General features: G+C 72.4%; 21 protein-coding genes. 2 read left to right on the top strand and 19 right to left on the bottom strand.

Translation table 11 applies throughout. The features are described from left to right. Positions 1-36: 36 nt before the first annotated feature. The 16 genes from QJ852_03540 to QJ852_03465 form a co-directional block, all read right to left on the bottom strand. Positions 37-1,020, bottom strand: coding sequence for a hypothetical protein (locus QJ852_03540; protein WGX97516.1), 984 nt, complete (start codon positions 1,018-1,020; stop codon positions 37-39). Further along, on the bottom strand, positions 1,010-2,014 hold the full coding sequence (locus QJ852_03535) for an LLM class flavin-dependent oxidoreductase (GenBank protein ID WGX97515.1): 1,005 nt from the start codon (positions 2,012-2,014) through the stop codon (positions 1,010-1,012). The genes QJ852_03540 and QJ852_03535 overlap by 11 nt, the downstream gene beginning before the upstream one ends. Positions 2,015-2,033: 19 nt before the next feature. Next, positions 2,034-3,173: a M20/M25/M40 family metallo-hydrolase gene (locus tag QJ852_03530; protein ID WGX97514.1), complete on the bottom strand. Its 1,140-nt coding sequence runs from the start codon at positions 3,171-3,173 to the stop codon at positions 2,034-2,036. After that, positions 3,170-4,333, bottom strand: a complete 1,164-nt coding sequence (locus tag QJ852_03525; protein WGX97513.1) for a CoA transferase — start codon at positions 4,331-4,333, stop codon at positions 3,170-3,172. The genes QJ852_03530 and QJ852_03525 overlap by 4 nt, the downstream gene beginning before the upstream one ends. Then, entirely contained in the window at positions 4,330-5,922 is a 1,593-nt protein-coding gene (locus tag QJ852_03520) for a methylmalonyl-CoA mutase family protein (protein ID WGX97512.1), read from the bottom strand. Before QJ852_03520 ends, QJ852_03525 begins: the two co-directional genes overlap by 4 nt. Next, a complete protein-coding gene (locus tag QJ852_03515; protein WGX97511.1) occupies positions 5,912-6,343 on the bottom strand; it encodes a cobalamin-dependent protein in 432 nt (143 codons plus the stop codon). Before QJ852_03515 ends, QJ852_03520 begins: the two co-directional genes overlap by 11 nt. Then, complete coding sequence (locus QJ852_03510) at positions 6,340-7,548, bottom strand: M20/M25/M40 family metallo-hydrolase (GenBank protein WGX97510.1); 1,209 nt, start codon at positions 7,546-7,548, stop codon at positions 6,340-6,342. Before QJ852_03510 ends, QJ852_03515 begins: the two co-directional genes overlap by 4 nt. A gap of 157 nt (positions 7,549-7,705) precedes the next feature. Continuing rightward, positions 7,706-8,581, bottom strand: a complete 876-nt coding sequence (locus QJ852_03505) for a sulfite exporter TauE/SafE family protein (GenBank protein ID WGX97509.1) — start codon at positions 8,579-8,581, stop codon at positions 7,706-7,708. Beyond that, entirely contained in the window at positions 8,578-9,963 is a 1,386-nt protein-coding gene (locus QJ852_03500) for an MBL fold metallo-hydrolase (GenBank protein ID WGX97508.1), read from the bottom strand. Before QJ852_03500 ends, QJ852_03505 begins: the two co-directional genes overlap by 4 nt. After that, on the bottom strand, positions 9,960-12,260 hold the full coding sequence (locus QJ852_03495) for a xanthine dehydrogenase family protein molybdopterin-binding subunit (protein WGX97507.1): 2,301 nt from the start codon (positions 12,258-12,260) through the stop codon (positions 9,960-9,962). Before QJ852_03495 ends, QJ852_03500 begins: the two co-directional genes overlap by 4 nt. Further along, a complete protein-coding gene (locus QJ852_03490) occupies positions 12,257-12,745 on the bottom strand; it encodes a (2Fe-2S)-binding protein (GenBank protein ID WGX97506.1) in 489 nt (162 codons plus the stop codon). Before QJ852_03490 ends, QJ852_03495 begins: the two co-directional genes overlap by 4 nt. Then, positions 12,742-13,614 carry a xanthine dehydrogenase family protein subunit M gene (locus tag QJ852_03485; protein ID WGX97505.1) on the bottom strand — a complete coding sequence of 291 codons (873 nt, stop codon included), beginning with the start codon at positions 13,612-13,614 and terminating at the stop codon, positions 12,742-12,744. Before QJ852_03485 ends, QJ852_03490 begins: the two co-directional genes overlap by 4 nt. Beyond that, positions 13,614-14,237, bottom strand: a complete 624-nt coding sequence (locus QJ852_03480; protein WGX97504.1) for an SRPBCC family protein — start codon at positions 14,235-14,237, stop codon at positions 13,614-13,616. Before QJ852_03480 ends, QJ852_03485 begins: the two co-directional genes overlap by 1 nt. A gap of 8 nt (positions 14,238-14,245) precedes the next feature. Beyond that, entirely contained in the window at positions 14,246-14,620 is a 375-nt protein-coding gene (locus QJ852_03475; protein ID WGX97503.1) for a RidA family protein, read from the bottom strand. After that, positions 14,617-15,438, bottom strand: a complete 822-nt coding sequence (locus tag QJ852_03470) for a sulfurtransferase (GenBank protein ID WGX97502.1) — start codon at positions 15,436-15,438, stop codon at positions 14,617-14,619. The genes QJ852_03475 and QJ852_03470 overlap by 4 nt, the downstream gene beginning before the upstream one ends. A gap of 33 nt (positions 15,439-15,471) precedes the next feature. Then, a complete protein-coding gene (locus QJ852_03465) occupies positions 15,472-16,263 on the bottom strand; it encodes an MBL fold metallo-hydrolase (protein ID WGX97501.1) in 792 nt (263 codons plus the stop codon). Positions 16,264-16,527: 264 nt separating this feature from the next. Here QJ852_03465 and QJ852_03460 point away from each other — a divergent pair, with 264 nt between their 5' ends. Both QJ852_03460 and QJ852_03455 read left to right on the top strand, forming a co-directional pair. Next, entirely contained in the window at positions 16,528-17,190 is a 663-nt protein-coding gene (locus QJ852_03460) for a TetR family transcriptional regulator (GenBank protein ID WGX97500.1), read from the top strand. A gap of 42 nt (positions 17,191-17,232) precedes the next feature. After that, positions 17,233-18,909 carry an AMP-binding protein gene (locus tag QJ852_03455; protein ID WGX97499.1) on the top strand — a complete coding sequence of 559 codons (1,677 nt, stop codon included), beginning with the start codon at positions 17,233-17,235 and terminating at the stop codon, positions 18,907-18,909. Here the strand turns inward: QJ852_03455 and QJ852_03450 are convergent. From QJ852_03450 to QJ852_03440, 3 genes are read right to left on the bottom strand one after another with little or no spacing between them, the layout of a single operon-like run. Next, the gene (locus QJ852_03450) at positions 18,906-19,337 is read right to left on the bottom strand and encodes a VOC family protein (GenBank protein ID WGX97498.1); all 432 of its coding nucleotides are present in this window, start codon (positions 19,335-19,337) and stop codon (positions 18,906-18,908) included. The two genes, QJ852_03455 and QJ852_03450, sit on opposite strands and share 4 nt — an antisense overlap. Next, the gene (locus tag QJ852_03445) at positions 19,330-20,763 is read right to left on the bottom strand and encodes an aminobutyraldehyde dehydrogenase (protein ID WGX97497.1); all 1,434 of its coding nucleotides are present in this window, start codon (positions 20,761-20,763) and stop codon (positions 19,330-19,332) included. Before QJ852_03445 ends, QJ852_03450 begins: the two co-directional genes overlap by 8 nt. Beyond that, complete coding sequence (locus QJ852_03440) at positions 20,760-21,989, bottom strand: D-arabinono-1,4-lactone oxidase (GenBank protein WGX97496.1); 1,230 nt, start codon at positions 21,987-21,989, stop codon at positions 20,760-20,762. The genes QJ852_03445 and QJ852_03440 overlap by 4 nt, the downstream gene beginning before the upstream one ends. Positions 21,990-22,035 lie beyond the last annotated feature (46 nt).

The raw sequence follows: 22,035 nt of genomic DNA, 5'->3' as shown, positions 1-22,035 counted from the left end.
CGGGCCATTACGATCTCACATTGGAGATACAATATTCTACTTGTCGGCCACCGGCACACCCTCGACCATCACCGGCCGACCGTCGAGCTCCAGCGTCGCGCGCTGCATCACGCAGTCCAGGTGCGCCGGTGCGTCCACGGTCCCGCCGTAGGCGATCGAGTTGCCGAACGCGACATGCGCGCTCCCCAGCGTCGACTCGGTCTCCATCGGGACGCCGCAGACCCGACCGTTGGGGTTCAGGCCGAGCGAGACCTCGGCCAGGTTCTCCATCCGGCCGTCCGCGCACCGCTCGATCATCGCCGTCAGCCGCTCGCCCTCGGCACCCTCGACCCGGCGCAGCGCGCCGTTCTCGACGTGGAGCGCCACCGGCCGGGCGACCGGCCCGCGGCCCATGAAGAGGAAGTCCGCGTCGACGACCACGACCCCCGTCGAGCTGCCCTCCACCGGCGCGGTGCCCGACTCGACGTCCGGCGGGCACATGTAGGCACCCGGCTCCCGGGCGATCCCGTAGAGCGCACGTCCGCCCCGGCCCCGCACCGAGCCGCGGAGGTCGGTCCCCGCGGGGGTCGTCAACCGGTAGGTGTCGGCCGCGGCCCACGCCTCGGCCAGGCGCTCGGTGACCGAGCGCAGCTCGTCGAAGTCGACGTCCAGAGGACCGCCCAGGCGGAAGGTGTCGGCCACGACCCCCGGCATGCACAGGTAGCGGGTGCCGCCTGCCGTCGCCTGCTGCCGGGCCCGACTGGACCCGATGAACGTCGACGTCAGCTCGATCGCCGCCGAGGCCCCGTCGAGGATCCGGGCGACCGCTTCGGGAGGCTCGCTCCCCGGGACGGCGTAGCGCGGCATCCGCGCCACCACCGCGATGCAGCCACGGTGGTCGAGGCCCCCCACCAGGGCCTCGACCACGAGGGGATCGGTCTCCTCGTCGACGAGGAGCACCACCTCCTCCCGCCTCCGGACGGCCAGGCACTGGTCCAGGACGGTCGCGAGGGTGCGGTCGGGGACCAGGTCAGGAGACACGGGTCCCGCCCACGACCTGGTCGAAGACCCCCTTGAAGTTGCGCATCGTCGCGAATCGGTCCTCCCCGAGCGGGAAGACCGTGATGCAGTCGATCCCGAGGTCGAGCATGTTCTCGACGTGGGCGCGGGCGCGATCCTGACCGCCGGCGAGGGCCATCCGGTGTACGAACTCGTCCGGAAGCAGGCGCGCGGCCTCCTCCGCCTCCTGGAACTCGCCACCGACGTACATCGTGCGGACCTTGTCGATCAGCTCCCGCGACAGGCCGGCCATCTCGCAGTAGCCCGGGGCCGTCTGCGGGAACCAGGCCGCGATGGTCCGGCCGGCGGCCAGCGCCGCCTCCTCGTCCTCGTCGACGGCACCGTAGGCGAACACGGTGATCTTCGGTCGCTCCGAGCGCCCGGCGGCGTCGACGCCCCGGTCGATGTGGTCGAGCGCCCACTGCAGTCCCTCGGGGTGCAGGCCCGCCAGCAGGATGACTCCGTCGGCCACGCGGCCGGCGAGCTCCAGCGTCTTGGGACCGCTGCAGGAGATGTAGATCGGGATCTCCCGGTCGGCGGCGACCCGCATGTGGGCATCGTCGAGGCTGAAGCCCGCACCCTCGAGCGTCACGTGCTCACCGGTCCAGAGCTGACGGATCGCGCCGATGGACGACTCCAGGCGCGCGAGCGTCGCCGGCTTGGACCCCAGGGCCAGGAGCGGTCGGTCGCCGGCGCCGATCCCCAGCGAGAAGCGGCCGTCACTGATCTCGTCGATGGTCGCGGCGGCGGTCGCCGTCACCGCGGGATGCCGGGTCACCGGGTTGGTCACCGCGGTGCCCAGTCGCAGCGTGACGCTGCGCCGCGCGGCGAGCGTCAGGTAGGCGTAGACGTTACGTGCGTGCAGCGAGGAGTCGGTCAGCCAGAGCTCGTCGAACCCCGCCCGTTCGATCTCCTCGACCGCGTCCTCGAACTCCCGGGGCGGGTCCACCGGCTGAAGAGCGACACCACTGAGCATTTGTTCCGTCCTTTCGAGGTCAAGCTGACCGTTCGGTGATGGTACGAGCGAGCGCGTGCAGGCCGAGCCGGATCGCGTCGGGATCGATCCACTCCTCCTCGGTGTGGGTGCCGTCGCCGTAGGTGATCCCCAGGGTCACGGCCGGGATGCCCGCCGCGTAGGCGACATTGGCGTCGGTGCTGGCCGCGGTGAGCCGCGCGGTGATGCCGACCTCGGCCAGGGCATCCACCGCCGTCCGCACCAGCGCGTGATCGGGATCGATCCGACCGGCAGGCCGGTTGCCGAGGGGCTCCACCTCGACGTCGACACCCTCGTGGCGCCGGGCGACGATCTCGTCGACGGCTGCGCCGAGCGCGGCGAGGGCTGCCGGATCCTCCGCACGGAGGTCGACGTCGAAGCTGGCGTGGATGGCTCGGGAGTTGATGGACTCACCGCCCCGCAGCAGACCGACGTTGCGGGACGACCGGACGCCGGCCGGCTCGGGCAACTGCGCGATGGCCTGCACCATCGCGGCGGCGATGTGCACCGCGCTCGGCGCAGCGGCGTCCTCCCACGCGTGACCGCCTCGGCCGGAGATCCGCACCCGCTTGCGCACCGAGCCGACCCCCACGACGTTCACCCGCCCGAGGTAGTTGCCCTCGAGCGCGACGAAGGTCTCCACCGGCTCGGGGAGGTGTGCCAGAGCGGCCCGGGCACCGGCGAGGTCGCCCAGGCCCTCCTCGCCCACCGTCGCCAGGACCCACACCGGCGCCGCGGTCCGCGAGGGCAGGAGGCTGTCGAGAGCCGACAGCGCCGCGACGGCCACGGTGTCGTCCCCGCATCCCGGTCCCACGACCCGGCCCGCCTCGCGGCGCAGCCCGTGGCGCACCTCGCGGCCGAAGACAGTGTCGAGATGGGCGGCCACGACGACGGCGCCCCGCCCCGGATCCGTGCCCTCGCGCAGGCGCGCCCAGAGGTTGCCGACCGGTTGCCGCTCGACCTCGAGCCCGTCGGTGTGCCACCAGTCCGCGACGCGGGCGACCCGGTCACCCTCGTCGAAGGGCGGCGCGGGGATCTGGGCGAGTTCGAAGGTGCGCTCCAGCACGCGGGCCGCCTGGGCCGCACAGTGCGCCAGCGGCGCACCCGCCTCGGGGCCGGCCTCCCGCTCGGTGCCGCTCATCGAGCACCGGGCCGGGTGCGCAGCTCGGCGAGGATCTCCGCGGTGTGCTCCCCCAGCCGCGGCCACCGGCCCGCGCTCGGGAGCGGTCCGTCGACCTGGAGCGGGACGCCCAGGACGGGCGTCATCGCCGGCGCCCCGGGATCGGCCTGGACCAGCCCGAGGTGACGCACCTGCGCCGAGTCGAGGACCTGGGCCAGATCACGCACCTCGGCCGCCGGAACCCTCGCCGCGTCGAGCCGGCTCAGCCAGTGCGCCCGGTCGCAGCGCCGCAGACGTGCTTCGAGCTCGTCGGTCAGGACCGAGCGGTTGCGCACCCGCGCGGCGTTGTCGGCGAAACGCGGGTCGTCCGCGAGCTCCGGAGCATCCAGTGCTTCACACAGCCGCTGCCACAGGGCCTCGCTCCCCGCGCCGGCGATGACGAGATGGCCGTCCTTGGCCCGGAAGGCGCCATAGGGCGCGAAGGTCGGCGAATGGCTGCCGATCCGGCCCGGCACCTCCCCGTCGACGAAGTACGACGGTGCCACGCTGGTGAAGCTCGCCACCGCGAACTCGAGCAGCGACGCGGCCACCCGGGCGCCCCTGCCGGTGCGGTTGCGTGCGTAGAGGGCCGACACGACACCGAGCGCGCACGAGACGGCGCTGCCGATGTCGAGGGCCGGCACGCCGACCTTGACCGGACCACTGTCGGGCTCCCCGGTCACACTCATCAGACCGCCCTCCGCCTGGAGGATGAGATCGAAGCCGCCGCGCCCGGCGTCCGGGCCGCTCTGGCCGTAGCCGGAGATCGATCCGTAGACGACGTGCGGGAAGCGGGCCGCGACACTCGCCGCGTCGAGCCCGAGCTTCGCCAGCGCACCTGGCCTGCCGTTCTCCAAGAACACGTCGGCGGTCTCCAGGAGCGCGTCCAGCTGGGCGCGGCCCTCATCGGCGGCCAGGTCGATCAGGATCGATCGCTTGCCGCAGTTGAGCGCACCGAAGAGCGCGCTCTCGTCGCCCACGAACGCCGTGCCCTGCTCGCGGTAGGGGTCGCCCGTCTCCGGCAGCTCCACCTTGATGACGTCGGCGCCGAGCGCGGCCAGGAGCCGGCCGGCGTAGGCACCGGACACGAACCGGGTCAGGTCCACCACCCGGACGCCGTCCAGCGGAAGATCACCGCTCACCACGGCTGCGGCTCCCGGTAGACGCCGAAGACCGCGCGCATCGTGTCGGCGATCTCGCCCAGCGTGGCACCCACCCGACCGGCCTGCATGATGTGGGGCATGCTGTTGGTCCCGTCGACCAGCGCCGTCCGCAGGGTCGCCAATGCGGCGGCGACGGCGTCGCCGTCACGCTCGGCGAGACGACCGGCGAGTCGCTCCCGCTGTCGCGCCGCGCTGGCTCCGTCGACCTCGAACAGCGGCGGCACGACACCGTCGTCGTCGACGTACCTGTTGACGCCGACCTTGACCCGCTCGCCGGAGCGGACCTCCTGCTCGTAGCGGTACGCCGACTCGGCCACCCAGCGCTGGGGGACGCCCTGCGCGAGCAGCTCGACGAGTCCCCCTCCGTCCTCGACCCGGCGGACGAGCTCCCAGGCCCGTTCCTCGATCTCGTCGGTGAGGTGCTCCACGAAGTAGGAGCCGGCGAGCGGGTCGATGACCTTCGCGACCCCGGACTCGTGGGCGATGATCTGCTGGGTCCGCAGCGCCAGCCGCACCGACTCCTCGGTGGGGATCTCCAACGCCTCGTCGTAGCCCATGACGTGGATGGACTGCGCGCCGCCGAGGACCGCGGCGAGGCACTGCAGCGTGGAGCGGACGACGTTGTTGAGCGGCTGTTGCGCCGTCAGCGTGGCGCCCGAGCAGCCGGAGAAGAAGCGCAGGCGGGCGGAGGTCTCCTTCTTCGCCCCGAACCTCTCCAGGGCCAGGCTGCTCCACATCCGGCGCGCCGCCCGGACCTTCGACGCCTCCTCGAACAGGTCGAGCTGACTGGAGAAGTGGAAGGACAGCCGCGGTGCGAACGCGTCGAAGTCCAGGCCGCGCGCGAGGAACGCCTCCGTGTAGGCGATCGCCGAGGCCATGGTGAGCCCGATCTCCTGGACGGCGTCGCATCCCGCCTCCCGCGCGTGATAGCCCGTGATCGAGATGCCGTTGAACCGCGGCAGGTGCTCCGAGCAGTACTCGACGACGTCGGCCACCAGCCGGATCGAGTGGTCCGGCGGGAAGATGAAGGTCTTGCGCGCCAGGAACTCCTTGAGGATGTCGTTCTGGAGCGTGCCGGCCACCTGCGCCAGGTCGGCGCCCTGGCGCTCGGCGGCCACCAGGTAGAACGCCAGGATGATCGGGGCGGTGCCGTTGATGGTGAAGTTCACCGAGAGCTGGTCGATCGGCAGGCCGGCGAAGACCGCCTCCATGTCCTCGACGGAGTCGATCGCCACGCCGACGCGGCCCACCTCGGAGAGGACCAGCTCGTCGTCGGAGTCGTAGCCCAGCTGGGTCGGCAGGTCGAACGCGACCGAGAGCGCCGTCTGGCCCTGGTCGAGCAGGTAGCGGAAGCGCGCGTTCGTGTCGTCCGCCGAGCCGTAGCCGGCGTACTGGCGCATGCTCCACAACCGCTCGCGGTACATGGTCTGATACGGCCCGCGGGTGAAGGGCGGCTCGCCCGGTCGGCCGAGCCGTCCCGCCAGGTCGTCGGCGACGGAGGTGGCGTCGTAGATCGGGTCGAGCGGGATGCCGGAGTCGGTCACGACGGGCCGAGGCTCACTGCTCATCGGGCACCTCCTCCTCGGTGGCGGCGATCGCGAAGATGCGCGCGACCAGGTCGTCGAGCGGCGTCCCCACCGGGAAGACGTCGCGGACGCCGAGGTCGCGCAGGCGGATGACGTCCGCGGGCGGGATGGTGCCGCCCACCACCAGGGGTACGTCGCCCAGGTCCTCGCCCGCGCAGGCGGCGAGGACCTGGCGGGCCACGTCGACGTGGACGCCGGAGAGCACGGAGAGCCCGATCACGTCGGCGTCCTCCGCGGCCGCCGCTCGGGCGATCTGGGCCGCTGTCTGCTGGAGCCCGAGGTAGACGACCTCGGCGCCAGCGTCCCGTAGCGCCATGCCGACCACTTTGACCCCCCGGTCGTGCCCGTCGAGCCCCGGCTTGGCGAGCACCACGCGGGGGCGCGGACGCACCCCAGTGCTCACGCCGATTCCCGAGGCGTGAGCGCCCGGACGGCGAACTCGGTGTAGACGCGGGTGGCCTCCACGATGTCGGCGACGGAGAGATGCTCGTCGGGGCAGTACACCGGCTCCCCGCCGGGCCCGAAGATGACGGTCGGGACCTTGTCGCCGAAGCTCGCCGTGTCGCCGAGCCACCCGGCCGCCTGGAGCGGGGGCTCGGCTCCGTCGCGCACCGACCGCACCGAGTCGCGCATCAGCTCGACGACCTCGTCGCCGGGCTCGGCGAGATAGCCCTTCTTGACGTCGACGAGCTCGACCTCGGCGCGGAAGCGGCTGTCGCGCGAGCGCGCGGAGTCGAGGCAGCGCTCGATCTCCGCCCGGACCTGATCGACCGTGACACCCGGCTGCGGGCGGCAGTCCACCCGGATCACGCACTCGTCGGGGATCATCGACGGTCCGCCCGGCGGCAGCCCGCCGTAGACGCGTCCCGGAGCCATATAGGTCTCGGCACCGAACAGGTCGACCACCCAGTCCTCGAGGACCGGCGTCAGGCGTGACTGGTCGAGCTCGATGATCGCGTGCGCGGCCAGCAGGTTCGCGTTGACCGCGAGCGGCTTGTGGCAGGTGTGCGCCGAGCGGCCCTGCACGGTGATGTCGAAGTAGTAGCGACCCCGGTGGCCGAGGAAGATCTCGTTGCCCGACAGCTCTCCGAGGACGGCGAGGTCCGCGGCGTACTCGTCGAAGTAGCGGATCGAGCCGAGCTGGTCGCCCATGTGGTCGGACACCGCGGCCATGGCGACCGTGCCGGCGAGGCCGACCCCCGAGTCGCGCAGCGCCTCCATGGCCACGATCTGGCACACCAGCGCGGCCTTCATGTCCATGATCCCGTGACCGTAGATCGCGCCGTCGATGAGCTCCCCGGAGAACGGCGAGGTCTTCTCCCACCCGATGGACACGGGCTTGGTGTCCATGTGGCCGGTGAACACGATCCGCTTGCCCGTCCCGAAGGCGAGCTCCCCGACCGCGTTCGGACGCTCACCCACGACGTCCTGCAGGCCCACGCCCTCGAACCCGGAGTTCTTCATGTAGTCCGCGAGGAAGCTCGCGAGGGGTCCCTCGTCCCCGAGCACGCTCGGGATCCGGCACACCTCCTGAACGAGCTCGTTCAGGCGCTGGTAGTCGATCGCCTCGACAGCCTTCTGGGCCGCGGCATCGATCAGGTCGGTCATGGATGGGTCCCTTCTTCTACCCGGGGCGAGGTGTACATATCTCGCGCTTGAGATCTGATATTCAATGTAGCGGTAGGCGCGGCAGCGCGCCAGCCCCCGGGCGGGACAACTCCGGACGCGCGGCGAGAAGCGCGCGGGACCGGCGAGGTACGACAGCTCAGCCCGAGGCCGCGCCACCCCGGGCCGAGCGGGCGGAGCGTCCCGCGCGGGACCGGGACGACCACACCCGCCGGCACCCGAGCCCGCAGCCGGCCGCCGTGAGCACCGCGATGCCCGGCCCCAGCCAGGTCGCCGGGGCCGCCTCCTGGAGGAGCACGAAGCCGCCGACCAGCAGGACGAACCACCCGAAGCAGCGGCGCAGCCGGTCCTCGGACAGGCGGCCCGCGAGCCGGCTGCCGAGGATGCTGCCGGCCACGGCCGCCGCGGCGACGCCGGCGGCGAGGCCCCAAGGGACCGACACATGACTGGCATAGCCGGCGAAGCCCGCGAGCGACTTCATGACGATCACGACCAGGGACGTGCCGACAGCGGCCGACATCGCGATGCCGCCGCGCAGGACGAGGGCGGGTACGACGAGGAAGCCGCCTCCGGCACCGACCAGGCCCGTCACCGCCCCCACCACGACGCCGTCGACGAGTGCTCCCAGCACCTGGGGCTCGTCGGCCGCCTCGATCTGCCGGGTGTCGCGCAGCATCGCCAGGGCAGTGGCCAGCATCATCAGCGCGAAGCCGACGAGCAGCAGGTGACCGGGCACCCGCGAGCCGAGGACGCCGCCCCCCAGGGCGCCCACGGTCCCACCCGCCCCGAACAGCAGCCCGGTGCGCCAGCGGATCCTCCCGGCTCGCGCGTGCGCCAGCGCCCCCACCCCCGACGTGACGCCGACGACCAGCAGCGAGGTGGCGATCGCCTGCTTCGGCTCCAGACCCGCGACATAGACCAGCAGCGGGACCGTCAGGATCGACCCGCCGCCTCCCAGGGCACCGAGGGCCACCCCCACCATGAGCGCCAGCGCGAGGACGACGGCGAGCGTCACCCGCTCGCGACCGTGACGGGAAGGCCGACCGCGCCGGCCGTGGCGAAGTGGTCGTCGACCGCGACCACGCGGCGCCCGGGCGCGAGCAGGAAGGACGCCGCGATCGACGCCCGGTAGCCGCTCTGGCAGTGCACCCAGACCTCGTCGTCGGCGACCTCGGCGAGCCGGGCCCTGAGCTCATGGAGGGGGATGTTGCGTGCGCCGACGACATGTCCGGCGGCGAACTCCTCCGCCCGACGTACGTCGAGCACCGGCACCTCGCGGGCCGACGCCTCGGCGGCGAGCGCTGCGAAGTCGGCCTGCTCGAAGCGCACCAGGTCGCGATCGCTCCACCGGCGCACCTCACCGGTGGCGGCGCCCGCGGGACGATCGAGGCCGATGCGGACCAGCTCACGCTGGGCGTGAGCGAGGTCGTCGGGCGTGGCCGCGAGCAGGGTGAGGGGGACGTTCCAGTCGATCAGCCAGCCCAGGTTGGTCGCGAACGCACCGTCGGTGCCGACGTTGTAGCTGCCCGGGACGTGCCCGTCGGCGAACTGCGAGCGATGCCTCACGTCGACGACCCACTCCCCCGCGTCGATCCGGCGGCGGATCTCCGCGGCGCCCATCGGCCGGGGCGGACTGAGGTCGGCGGCCGCGGGACCCGCACTGTTGAGCGGCGCGATGTGCGCGTAGTAGTCGGGCCAGGGGCCCAGACCGGCCAGGAGGTCGCGGACGTAGCCGTCCTCGTCCTGCGTGAGGACGGCATTGCCCCGCCGCTCCGCACCTATCGTCGATCGGGAGGCGCGTGACTGTGACGCCGCGCAGAACGATCCGAACCCGTGCGTCGGGTACAGCGCGGCGTCGTCCGGGAGCACAGCGCCGAGCCGTCGGGCCGAGGCGTGCTGGAGGCGCGCGAGGCGGTCGGTGTGCTCGGCGCCGAGGAGGTCGGGCCGTCCGGTCGAGCCGTAGAGCAGGGAGCCACCCGAGAAGACCGCGACGCCGGGCGTCCCATCCCCGTCGCGCAGGACGTAGGAGAGGTGGTGGAAGGTGTGCCCGGGAGTGGCGAGCGCCTCGACCCGGATCCGGTCGCCCACGGCGAGCACCTCGCCGTCCTCGACCGGATGGCGATCGAAGGAGACGTCCTCCCGCGCGCTGACGACGTAGTCGGCACCGGTCGCCCGCGCGAGGGCCAGTCCGCCGGTGACGTAGTCGTTGTGGACGTGGGTCTCCATGACGTGGGTCAACCTGAGGCCCTCACGCTCGAGCACCTCGAGCACCCGGTCGATGTCACGCTGCGGGTCGACGACGAACGCCACCGAGCCGTCGTGGACGAGGTAGCTGCGGTCGCCGAGGCTCGGGGTGTCGATCGGTACGACGCACAGGGCGTCGCCCTGGCCGCTCACGAGCCGGCCGCCTCGTCGATGCAGGCGCGCACCCGCTCGGCGAGCATGGGCAGCGTGGCCGGACGGACGCCGACGGCGTCCTCGATCGCGCTCGCGACGGTGGCGGCGCACGGGCCGATCGGGGGCTCGCCGATCCCTCGCGCGTGGAACGGTCCCACGCCCTCGCCGGACTCGAGCACGACCACCTCGATCTCCGGGCAGTCCGCCGCGGTCGGCATGGCGTACTGGTAGAACGCCCCGGTCAGGTTGACGCCCTCGTCGTAGACGATGCGCTCGGACAGGGCGTAGCCGAGCCCCTGCACGACCGCTCCCTCGATCTGGCCGCGCACGCTGGCCGGGTTGATGGCGCGACCCACGTCGTGGGCCGCGACATAGCGCAGCGGACGCACCGCACCGGTGCGGGTGTCCACCTCGACGTAGGCGGCGTGCGCACCGAAGGTGAAGTCGGGGACGATCCGCTCCGCGTCGACCCGCTGGGCGACCGGCGGTGCCGTCGGCGCGAAGTAGGTCTCCATCGCGTTGATCGCGACGCCCTGGGCCAGGCACATCATCACGACCTCGGCGAGGGGGACCACACCGTCCGGCGTGATCACCCCACCCTCCGCGAGGGTCAGCGCGGACTCGGGGTGACCGGCTCCCCGGGCGACGCCCTCGACCAGCTGGGCGCGCAGCGCTCGGGCCGCCGCCAGGACGGCATTGCCGGACATGTACAGCTGCCGGGTGGCGGTGGTCCGTCCGGCGAGGGGGGTGCGGGCGGAGTCGCCGAAGTGCACCGTCACCTTCTCCATCGGGACGTGGAGGACCTCCGCTGCGATCTGCGCGAGCGAGGACACCTGGCCGCCACCGACGTCGGGGACGCCGCAGCGCACCACCACGTCGCCGTTGCGCTCGCAACCGACCCAGGCCGACGCCGAGTCGTTCATCCAGGCCACCCGACCGTAGGGCTGCACGTTGCAGGCCAGGCCCAGACCCACGCGGTGGTCGGGCGACGACGGCTCGGGACGGGGCCCGATCCGCTCGAGCACCGCGTCGATGCACTGCGGCAGCCACACCGCCGTCTCGATCCGCTGCCCGGCCGGGATCCGATCTCCGGCGGCCAGCGCGTTGCGCTTGCGGACTGCCACGCGGTCCAGCCCACTGGCATCGGCGACCTTGTCGATCTGGGCCTCGTAGCCCAGCACGGGCTGCATGCCGCCGAAACCGCGGAAGGCCGAACCCGGGGTGTTGTTGGTGTACGCGGCGCGCGAGCGGACCCGGACGTTGTCGCACCGGTACGGTCCGGCGGCGTTCAGCGTGATGTAGAGGAGCACGAACCCGCTCAACAGCGGATACGCCCCGGCGTCGGAGACCACCTCGATGTCGTGCGCCAGCAGTCGGCCGTCCGCCGTCGCGGCGGTCCGGTAGGACATCCGGACCGGGTGCCGCTTGGCGCGGGCCGTGAGCGACTCCTGGCGCGTCCAGGTCATCTTGACCGGTCGGCCGGTGCGCTGCACGGCGAGCGCGATGTACGGCTCGACCGTCATGTCCTCCTTGCCGCCGAAGCCGCCCCCCAGGTACGGCGCCTGCACCCTCACCTTGGAGTCCGAGAGGCCCACCACATGGGCGATCCGGCGGTAGTGCTCGATCTCCTGGGTCGAGACGCGGATGTTGATCACGCCCTCGTCGTCGAGCCAGCCGACCCCCGTCTCCGGCTCGAGATAGGCGTGGTCGACGACCTGCGCCTCGTAGCGTCCCTCGACCACGACGTCGGCGGCGACGAACGCGGCATCGACGTCGCCCCGGTCGATCTCCCACTGACTGAGCAGGTTGCCGCCCTCGTGCACCTCCGGCCCGTCCGGTTCGAGAGCTCGCTCGGGGTCGGAGACCACCGGGAGCAGGTCGTACTCCACCTCGACCGCCGCTTCGCCCGCCACCAGTGAGCGCGGGTCCACAGCGACCACGAGCGCGACCGGCTCCCCGTGGTAGCGGACCCGGTCGGTGGCCAGCACCCAGGACGGGGGCAGGGGGCGGCCCTTGATGCCGGCGGTGTTGGTGGGGATCTCGTTGTTCGGCACGTCCTCGCCGAAGAGGACGGCGACGACCCCGGGGACCGCCAGGGCGGCCGTCGCGTCCTTGGCGACGATCCGGGCCGAGGGGACGGGTGAACGGACCACCCGGGCATGGAGCTGGCCCGCGACGTCGAAGTCGCCGGCGTAGCGGGTGCGTCCGAGCAGCTTCTCCCGCGCGTCGTTGCGGAGGACCGAGGTGTTGACCACCCGGGTCGGGCGCCGGACCTGGTCGCGGACGGCGTCGGTCATCGGGTCGCCCCCTCGCTGGCCGCGCGGACCACGGCATCGACGATGGCCTGATAGCCCGTGCAGCGACACAGGTTGCCGTGCAGGTGCTCGCGCACGGACGCGGGGGTGACGTCCTCGCCCGAGCGCAGCAGCTCGACCGCCGACATCAGCATGCCCTGGGTGCAGAAGCCGCACTGCGCGGCCCCGTGCTCCCAGAAGCTGGCCTGCAGCGGACTCAGCTCGTCGCCCTCGGACAGCGACACACTGGTCTCCACCTCGCCGCCCGCGGCCTGGACCGCGAGGGTCGTGCAGCCGGTCGTCGCACGGCCGTCGACGAGGACGGTGCACGTGCCGCAGGTCCCCTCGTTGCAGCCCTCCTTGACCTCGTAGGCGTGGGCCTGCTCGCGCAGCCAGCGCAGCAGCGTGGTGTCCGCCGGCGCATGCCCGGTGACCTCCGCGCCGTTCAGGACGATCGTGGTCTCCACGCTTCCCATCGCCTCGGTCACGACTGCTCCTTCCTCACCTCGGCGCAGGCGTCGCGCAGGGCCCGCTCCACCATCACCTCGATCAGCCGGCCGCGGTCCGCGCCGGCGCAGTAGGGGTCGTCGGCCACGGTCAGCTCGCGGGCCAGCCCCGCGACCGAGCGCACGGCCGACGCAACGCTCTGCCCGACGAGGCTCCGCTCCAGCCCGCTCAGGCGCGTCGGCCGGTCGGCGGCTCCCGTGACGGCGATCGCCACCTCAGCGATCCGGTCGCCCTCCAGTCGGACCCCCGCGGCGGCGGAGGCCAGCGCGAAGTCACCGGCGCGCCGGGAGTACTCCCGGAAGCCCCAGCCGTGCTGGGGCCGCAACGGCACCCGGATCGCGGTCACCAGCTCCCCCGGGGCCAGGTCGGTCTGGTAGTAGCCGAGCGAGAAGGGGCCCGCCGGCCGCAGCTCGGCGCCGGTCGCGCTCTCGACCCGGTAGTCCGCCTCGAGCACGTGACAGCTCATCGGGAGCTCGGCAGCCGCGTCTCCGTGGGCGACCGAGCCGCCGATGGTGCCGCGGTTGCGGATCCGCTGACTCCCGATCTGCCGGGCGGCGCGGGCCAGCAGGGGAGCATGATCGGCGACCAGCGGATCGCTGGTGAGCTCGGCGTGGGTCACCGCGGCGCCGATGACGAGATGCTCGCCCTCGATCGCGAGGGTGCGCAGCGCCGGGATGGTCGAGACGTCGACGAGGAACGCCGGCGCGGCGAGACCGAGGTTCATCATGGGCACGAGGCTCTGGCCCCCCGAGATCGGGCGCGCGTCCTCGCCGCCCTCCGCGAGCAGCACGAGCGCCTCGGGAACGCTGCGCGCGCGCTCGTAGGCCATCGTGGTGAGGACGTCGGACATCAGCTGCCCCCGTCCGCGCGCCGACGTCGACCGAGCAGCACGCAGAGCGCCACGACCGCCGCCAGGGCCGCGGCCCCGCCGGCGAGCGCCCGGGGCGGCATCAGCGACGAGTCGAGCAGGTCGATCGGCTCGACGGGTGCCGGCGCGGCCGCGTCGGCATCGGTCGCGTCGGTCCCCGCGGGCAGGTCGATCCTCGTCGCGAGACAGTCCGCGAACTGGCCCATCAGCTTGGCGCTGACGTCCTTGATCGGTCCCTGGCCGAGCTGGGCGACCCGGCCGGTGAGCGCCAGCTCGGTCGTCAGGTTCACCTCCGACCCGCCGGGGACCTCGATCAGCGAGGCCTTGATCGTCGCCTTCACCGCGCCGCCACCGCGGCCGTCGCGACCGCCGGCACGGATCGTCGCGATCCGGTTGACGTCGTCCTTCACCACGAAGGCCGCCTCGCCGGCGTAGGTCATGCTCATCGGCCCGATGCGGAGCGCGACGCGACCGCAGAGCACATCCTCGGCGACGGAGTCGACCATGGCGCCGGGGAGACAGGGTGCGACCCGGGCGAGGTCGGTGAGGAATGCCCAGGCCCGGTCCGGGGTGGCTGGGACGGTGAACCTGTTGTCGATGCGCACGCGTGCTCCTAGTCCTGGTCGCGGGTCACGGCGATCGCCTGGACCTCCAGGCGCCATGCCGGGTCGAGGAGGCCGGAGACCTCGACCACCGTGCTGGTCGGCCGGTGGTCCCCGAAGAACCGACCGCGCACCGACGACACCGTGGGACCGTCGGCGATCTCGCAGAGGAAGGTCGTGAGGGACACGACATCGGCCATCGTGAGGCCGACATCCGCCAGGCAGGCCGCCAGGTTCGTGAACACCTGCTCCGCCTGATCGGCCACCTCCGTGCTGTGCCGGCCGTCGCCGTCGACAGGCACCTGGCCGGAGACGAAGCACAGTCCGGCGGCGGTGATCGTCTGGGTGTAGGCGCCGAGCGGCGCCGGGCCGCGGGTCGCGCTCATGCGTGCTCCTCCACCGGGTTCTCCTCGTGGCGCGACCACTCCGACCACGAGCCGTCGTACAGCGACAGGTCAGCGAATCCGGCCGCCCGCAGCGCGACGAGCACGGCGGCCGCGGAGACCCCGCCGCCGCAGTAGAGGAGCGTCGGTCCGTCGCTTTCGATTCCGGCGGCGGCAGCCAGCGCGACCACCTCCTCGCCCCGCTTGAAGCGCCCTTCGCCGCCGACCAGTGCCGGTGCCGGCAGCCGCGTGGCACCCGGGATCCGTCCGGCCGAGGTCGAGAAGGTCTCCTCCATCCGGCAGTCGACCAGGCGTACGTCGCCGCGGTCCACGAGCGCGCGGACCTCGGCCATCGTCCGGCGCAGTCCGCACCCCGGTCGCACGGTGAAGACGGCCGGCTCCAGGGCGGAGGCCTCACCGGTCACCACCCGACCGGACCGCTCCCACGCGGGCAGGCCGCCGTCCAGGACAGCGACCCGCTCGTGGCCGTGGTGCAGCAGCGCCCAGGCCAGGCGCGAGGCGGTGAAGAGCTCGTTGTCGTCGTAGGCGACGACGAGCGTGTCGTCGCCGATGCCGAGCCGCGACATCGCCGCGGCGAACTCCTCCGCCTCGGGCAGCATCCCCTCGACGCCGTCGACGGTCGTGCCCCAGTCGTCGAGCCAGTCCGCGTGGACCGCGCCCGGGATGTGCCCGGCGGCCCACAGGTCCCGGCCACGGGGGCCGTCGGCGAGGGACGCGCGGGTGTCGACGACCCGGATGTCGCAGGTGCCGGGTCGGTCGAGCAGCGCCGCCAGCGCACTCGGATCGAGATAGAGGTCCACGTCATGCTCCCAGGTAGCTCGCTCGGACGTCGGTCAGTCGGGCAGGGTGCCGATCCGGCCGAGGTCGAAGGCCTCGGTCATGTGCAGGGGCAGCACGTTGTCGCCGCCCAGCTCCTTGAGACGCACCATCTGGTCGTAGGCCTGGAAGAGGTCGGTGTGACCTCCGGGCGGGATGACCTGGAAGTGCTCGGCCTCCTCCTCGGAGGGGTAGAAGTTCTCCTTGAGCACGCACATGCCGGCGATGACATAGGTGCCCTCCGAGGTCTTGACCACCGCCGACTGACCGCCGTGGGTGTGGCCCGGCGTGAGCAGGAGGTCGAAGCCGTCGGCGATCTGGTGGTCGCCGTCGAGCTGGGTCAGGCCCATGTCCTCGATGCGCTGGTAGTGCTCGGCCGGGGCGAAGGAGGTCGCGAACATCTCGTGCGACGGCGTGCGCTGCCACTCCTCGCGCTGGACCAGGATCTCGCTGTCGCCGAAGGGCTCCATCGTCATGCAGTGGTCCCAGTCGAGATGGGTCAGGATGGTGACGTCGATGTCGGAGGGCTTCATCCCCCGCTCACGCAGGTGGGACTCGATGGGCTTGACGTCGACGACGTCGGCGAAGACCTGGCCGACGTGCACCAGCTCGCGGTCCACCGGGCGGATGTGCTGGTTGTAGTCGTCGGCACTGCACCCGACATCGACCAGGGCGGCGAATCCCTGGCCCCGCACCAGCCACGCGACATAGGGGATGTCGATGGGCACGCCGGCGTTGTGCATGTACGTGAACCGGCTCTTCTCGCGGTGCGGGCCGTAGGCCACGACCAGCGGCTCGATGGTGAACATGGGCGATCCTCCTCCAGCGCCGACCCCGGCGCCTCCTGGGTCTGTGCCGACCCGACTCGAGTCGGGCGTAACTGAACGTCTGAACAGCAGATGCTGGCGTCCATCGAAGGACACCTTCTCGCTGTGGAACGGGACACTAACTCACGGTCAGACGTCTGGGAAGTACTAACTGAACACATAAATAGTTAGTTGGAGGGGTGCGCACCGCTCGCCCGGTGCCGTACTGTTCCGGTGACAGGACCGAGACTCTGGGGGCGGAGGCCGATGGACGAGCAGGTGGACACGGCGCCGGCCGGGCGGCGCGCGGGCCGGACCCGCGACGCGGACCGGTCGCGGGCCGCGATCCTCGACGCCGCCGAGCAGCTCTTCGCCGATCTCGGCTTCCAGGGCGCCTCGCTGGCCGCGATCGCGGACCGCGCCACCGTCTCGGTCGGACTGCCCGCCTACTTCTTCGGCTCCAAGGAAGCACTGCACGACGCCGTGCTGCACCGGGTGTTCGACCGGCGCAACGCGGCGCTCGACGAGGTGGCGACCCGGGCGGAGCAGGTCCTGGACGACGATCCCGAGGCGGGCGAGGAGGCATTGCGCCTGCTCATCCGCGGCTACGTCGACTTCCTGCTGTCCAACCCCACCTTCGTCTGGCTGCTGACCCGCGACGCCCTGGAGCACGCGGGACGGCGCGAGGAGCTGCCCCGCCACGACCAGCGCTTCGCGGACCGGATGGTCGCGGTGATGACCCGAGCGGGGGTCGCCGAGGCGGCCCTCGCCCCCGAGCAGCTCTTCCTGAGCCTGATCGGCATGTGCTACTTCCCCCTCGAGCACGACGCCACGATCGTCGCGGGCATGGGCCAGCGCGGCTGGACCCGGGCGTTCCAGGACCGGCGCGTGGACCACATCGTGCGGCTGCTCCTGCACCAGATCCCGTAGCAACGAGGACCGACCGGCTCGGTCCCCTCCCAGGAGGTCCCGATGGACGACAGGCGCTGGACCACCCTCTACACCGACGCGGTCGGCCGGGCGGAGCCCACGTCCGCACCGTCGCTGACCGAGGCCTGGCGCGCCCGGGTCGCGCGTCACCCGGACGCGCCCGCGATCGCCTACTTCGACACCGTCCTGACCGCACGCGAGGTCGACGAGCTCTCCGACGCCCTGGCCGCGGGCTTCCACTCCCTCGGCACCCGCCGGGGCGACCGGGTCGGCATCTACCTGCAGAACATCCCACAGTTCGCGCTGTGCCTCCTCGCCCTCTGGAAGCTCGGCGCGACCGGCCTGGTACTGAACCCGATGTATCGCGGCCAGGAGCTGCGCCACCTGGTCGACGACGCGGACGCCATCGGCATCGTGTGCGCCGACGCCGACGTACCCGACGCGGCGGCGACCCTGACCGGCAGCTCGGTGGAGTGGATGGTCAGCACCAGTCCCCTCGCCTTCCAGTCCCGCCACGACCCCCGCGTTTTCCCCGACGGCGGCCGGCGGCTCACCGCGGCCGAGTACGACCTCGAGGAGCTGATCGCCGAGTTCCGCGGGATCGGACCGCGGGCAGCGACGCAGAGCGGCGAGGACGTCGCCCTGTTGACCTACACGTCCGGGACCACCGGCCCGCCGAAGGGCGCCATGAACACCCACGCCAACCTGCTGGCGGTCACCGGGACCTACGCCACCTGGATCGAGCTGCGGCCCGGCGACGCGGTCTATGCCATGGCCCCGCTCTTCCACATCACCGGAGCGGTCATCAACGCGACGATCGCGCTGCTGCACGATGCTCTGCTGGTGATGACCAACCGCTTCGACCCCGCGGTCGCGATCGACGCCTTCAGGGAGCACCGGGTGACCTTCACGATCGGCTCGATCACGGCGTTCAACGCCATCGCCCAGCTCCCCCACGCCTCCCGCGAGCACTTCGCCTCGCTGCGGTCGGTCTACAGCGGCGGAGCACCGATCCCGCCCTCGACCATCGAGCGCTTCCGTGAGCGCTTCGGCGTCTACATCCACAACATCTACGGGATGACGGAGACCTCCTCCGGGGTGATCGCGGTGCCCCTCGGCGCCCAGGCGCCCGTCGACGAGGCCAGCGGCACCCTGTCGGTGGGGGTCCCGCTCCCGGGCCTCGACGCCCGCGTGGTGGACTCCTCCGGACGCGTCCTGCCCGCCGGCGAGCAGGGGGAGCTGGTGCTCCGCGGGCCCCAGATCGTCCCTGGCTACTGGCGCAGGCCCGAGGAGACGGCAGCCGCCATCCCCGAGGGCTGGCTGCACACCGGGGACGGGGCGATCATCGACGCCGAGGGCTGGGTGTACCTCGTCGATCGGCTCAAGGACCAGATCAACACCTCGGGCTACAAGGTCTGGCCACGCGAGGTGGAGGACACCCTCTACGCGCACCCCGCGGTGCACGAGGTCGCCGTGGTCGGCGTCCCGGACGACTATCGCGGGGAGGTGGTGGTGGCCCACGTGTCGCTGAAGGCCGGAGCCCTGGCCGCTCCCGAGGAGCTGATCGCGTTCGCCCGCGACCGGCTCGCGGCGTACAAGTGTCCCCGGGTCGTGCAGGTCGTCGCCGACCTCCCGAAGACGCAGACCGGCAAGATCCGGCGCAACGTGCTGCGCGAGCAGGAGGCGGCCCGCGTCGACCCCCGCACCACCAGGTCCTAGGGGCGCGCGGACGGCGACGCCTCGACGAACTCGACCAGGACGCCGCCGAAGGAGCGCGGATGCGCGAAGGCGATCAGATGACCGCCGCCGCCCGGCCGCGGGTGCCGATCGATCAGCTCGACGCCGTTGTCGCTGAGATGACGGAGGACTCCCGCGAGGTCGTCGACCTCGAACGCGACGTGGTGCAGTCCGGGACCGCGGCGGGAGAGCGAGCTGCGCACGACCCCCTCGCCCGTCGCCTCCAGAGCCTGCAGATGGCACTCGCCCACGGGGAGCATCCGCTCGACGAAGCCGGCCGCGGACTCCTCGCTGTCGACGTCGAGGCCGAACAGCTCCTGCAGCCGCCCCACCAGCGCGGCGCCCTCCTCCTCGGCGAACGCGACATGGTGGATCCGCCGCAGCCCGGGCAGCGCCGGCGTCTCAGCCATGACGGAGGAGGACGTGCTTGACGAAGGTGTACTCCTCCAGCGCATAGCTCGACAGGTCCTTGCCGTAGCCCGACTGCTTGCAGCCGCCGAAGGGCATCTCCGGGGTCACCGGGAAGTGGTCGTTGACCCAGACCGTCCCGAACCTCAGGGCCTTCGTCATCCGCATCGCCCGACCCACGTCCTGGGTCCAGACCGACGCGACCAGGCCGTACGGCGTCGCGTTGGCCGCGCGGACCGCCTCCTCCTCGTCGGCCACCCGCTGGATCGTCACGACCGGCCCGAAGATCTCCTGCTGGATCAGGTCGTCGGCGTCGGTCGCACCCGCGACGACCGTCGGCTCGTAGTAGAAGCCCGGCCGCTCGGGCGCGGCGCCGCCCGTGAGCACCTCGACCCCGCGCCCCCGCCCGTCGACCAGGCCCGCGACCCGGGCGCGCTGGGAACCGCTGATGAGGGGGCCGAGGGTCGTCGCCGGGTCCGACGGGTCGCCGATGACCAGGCTCCGCGCACCGCGGACGACCTCCGCGACCAGCTCGTCGTAGCGCGCCGGGGTCACCAGGACCCGGGTCGCGGCGGTGCAGTCCTGCCCGGCGTTCCAGAAGCCGCCGCCCACGACCGCGGCGGCGGCCGCCGCGACGTCGGCGTCGTCGAAGACCACCACCGGCGCCTTGCCGCCCAGCTCGAGGTGCACCCGCTTCAGGGTGTTCGCCGCCGCTCGGGCGATCGCCCGGCCGGTCCCGACCGAGCCGGTCAGCGCGACCATCGCCACATCCGGATGCTCCACGATGGCGGCGCCGACGTCGTTGCCGCCGGCGACCACGTTCAGCACGCCCGGGGGGAGGACCTCGGCGGCCACCGCGGCGAGGCGCAGCGTCGAGACCGGGGTCAGTGGAGCCGGCTTGAGCACGATGGTGTTCCCGGCCGCCAGCGCCGGACCGATCTTCCACAGTGCCATCATCAGGGGGTAGTTCCACGGGGCGATCTGCCCGACCACGCCGACCGGCTCGCGCCGTACCAGTGAGGTCGCGCCCGGCAGGTACTCCCCCGCACTCCTGCCCTCCAGCACGCGCGCCGCGCCCGCGAAGTAGCGCAGGCTGTCGAGCCCGCCGTCGACCTCGTCGCCCACGGTGCCGATCGGCTTCCCCGCGTTCCGGGAGTCGTCCGCCACGAACGCGTCGCGATGCTCGGCGATGGCGTCGGCCAGTGCGAGCAGCAGTCCGGACCGATGGGCGGGCGTCGTCTCTCCCCAGGTGCGGGCCGCCCTGGTCGCGGCGGCGACGGCGCGATCGACGTCCTCGCGCCCCGAGTCGGGCGCGGTGGTGAAGGCCTCCCCCGTGGAGGGGTCCACGACAGGGATCCGTGCTCCGGAGGCGGCCTCGACCTGCTGCCCGTCGACCAGGTTGGCGAACGGGGTGGGTGCGACACTCATCGGGCGGCTCCGGATCCGATCGGCCCGAGCAGCTGCTCGAGATAGGGGTTGGTGAAGGTGCCGCCGGGATCGAAGGCGGCCCGGACGGTGCGGAAGGCGTCCCACTCCGGATAGAGGCGGGACAGGTCGGCGGCGTCGTATGGATGCCACTTGCCCCAGTGCGGCCGTCCGCGGAACTGCGCGAACACGCGGGCGCAGTCGGCGAAGACCTCGGCGTTGTCCTCGCCCATCACCCCGGACACCGAGATCGCGCACGACGCCCGCCCGGCGAACGGGCTGAGGTGGGCGTCGTCCGCGGCGACGAACCGCACCTCCAGGGGCAGCGGATGCTCGGGGTGGCGGGAGCGGAGCATCGCACGCAGCTCACCGAGGGCGTCGATGGCCTGGTCGACGGGGACCATGAACTCGAGCTCGTGGAAGGTCGGCTCGCAGGGATCGGCGAAGACCCGGTACGCGCGGTCGATCCGGCGCGGCGTCTCCTGCGCGACGGCGTCGGCCGGCAGCTGGTCCATCGTCCTGATCAGGACCGTGTCGTCGCCCAGGGGCGGGTCGAAGGTGAACCAGGCCGAGGCCGCCGCCGGACTCGGGAACCAGTAGCAGAGGAAGTGGCGGTGCCGCGCCAGCCGCTCGCGCCACGAGTCCACCAGCTCCGCGAAGGTGCAGGGCACGAGCTCGGCGGCCAGGCAGTAGGCATCGGCGACCTGGAGGGTCAGCTCGGTGATGACGCCGAGGGCGCCCAGCGAGGTCCGGACGGCGCGCAGCCACTCCGGCGTCGACGCGTCGACCGACACCACACTGCCGTCGCCCCGTACCACGCGAGCCCCGACGACGGCACTCGACAGGGATCCCAGGTGCCGGCCCGTGCCGTGCGTGCCGGTCGCGACCGCGCCCGCGATCTGCTGCCCGTCGATGTCGCCCTGGTTGACCAGGCCGAGGCCGTGCTCCCACAGCAACGGGCCCAGGTCGTGGATGCGGGTGCCGGCTCGCACCCGCACCTGCCGGGACTCCCGGTCGACGCCGACCAGCCCGGACAGGTCGCGCAGGTCGACGACCTGGCCGTCGGTGGGCACCAGCGCGACATTGGAGTGGCCGGAGCCGGCCGCCCGCACGACCCGTCCGTCCCGGACCGCCCGCTCCACGGCGGCGACCACCTCGTCCTCGGCGCGTGGGCGCACCACCTCGGCCGGTGTGCAGGTCTGGTTGCCGTACCAGTTGGACCATCGCATGGCCGGGCTCCTGTCGTCGTACGTCGTGGGGTGGGAGGGGTGCCCC

This window comes from Nocardioides sp. L-11A, assembly GCA_029961745.1.
Classification (GTDB): Bacteria; Actinomycetota; Actinomycetes; order Propionibacteriales; family Nocardioidaceae; genus Nocardioides.
Note: the sequence above shows the minus strand (reverse complement) of the source record. Positions and strands in the feature narration are given on the sequence as shown.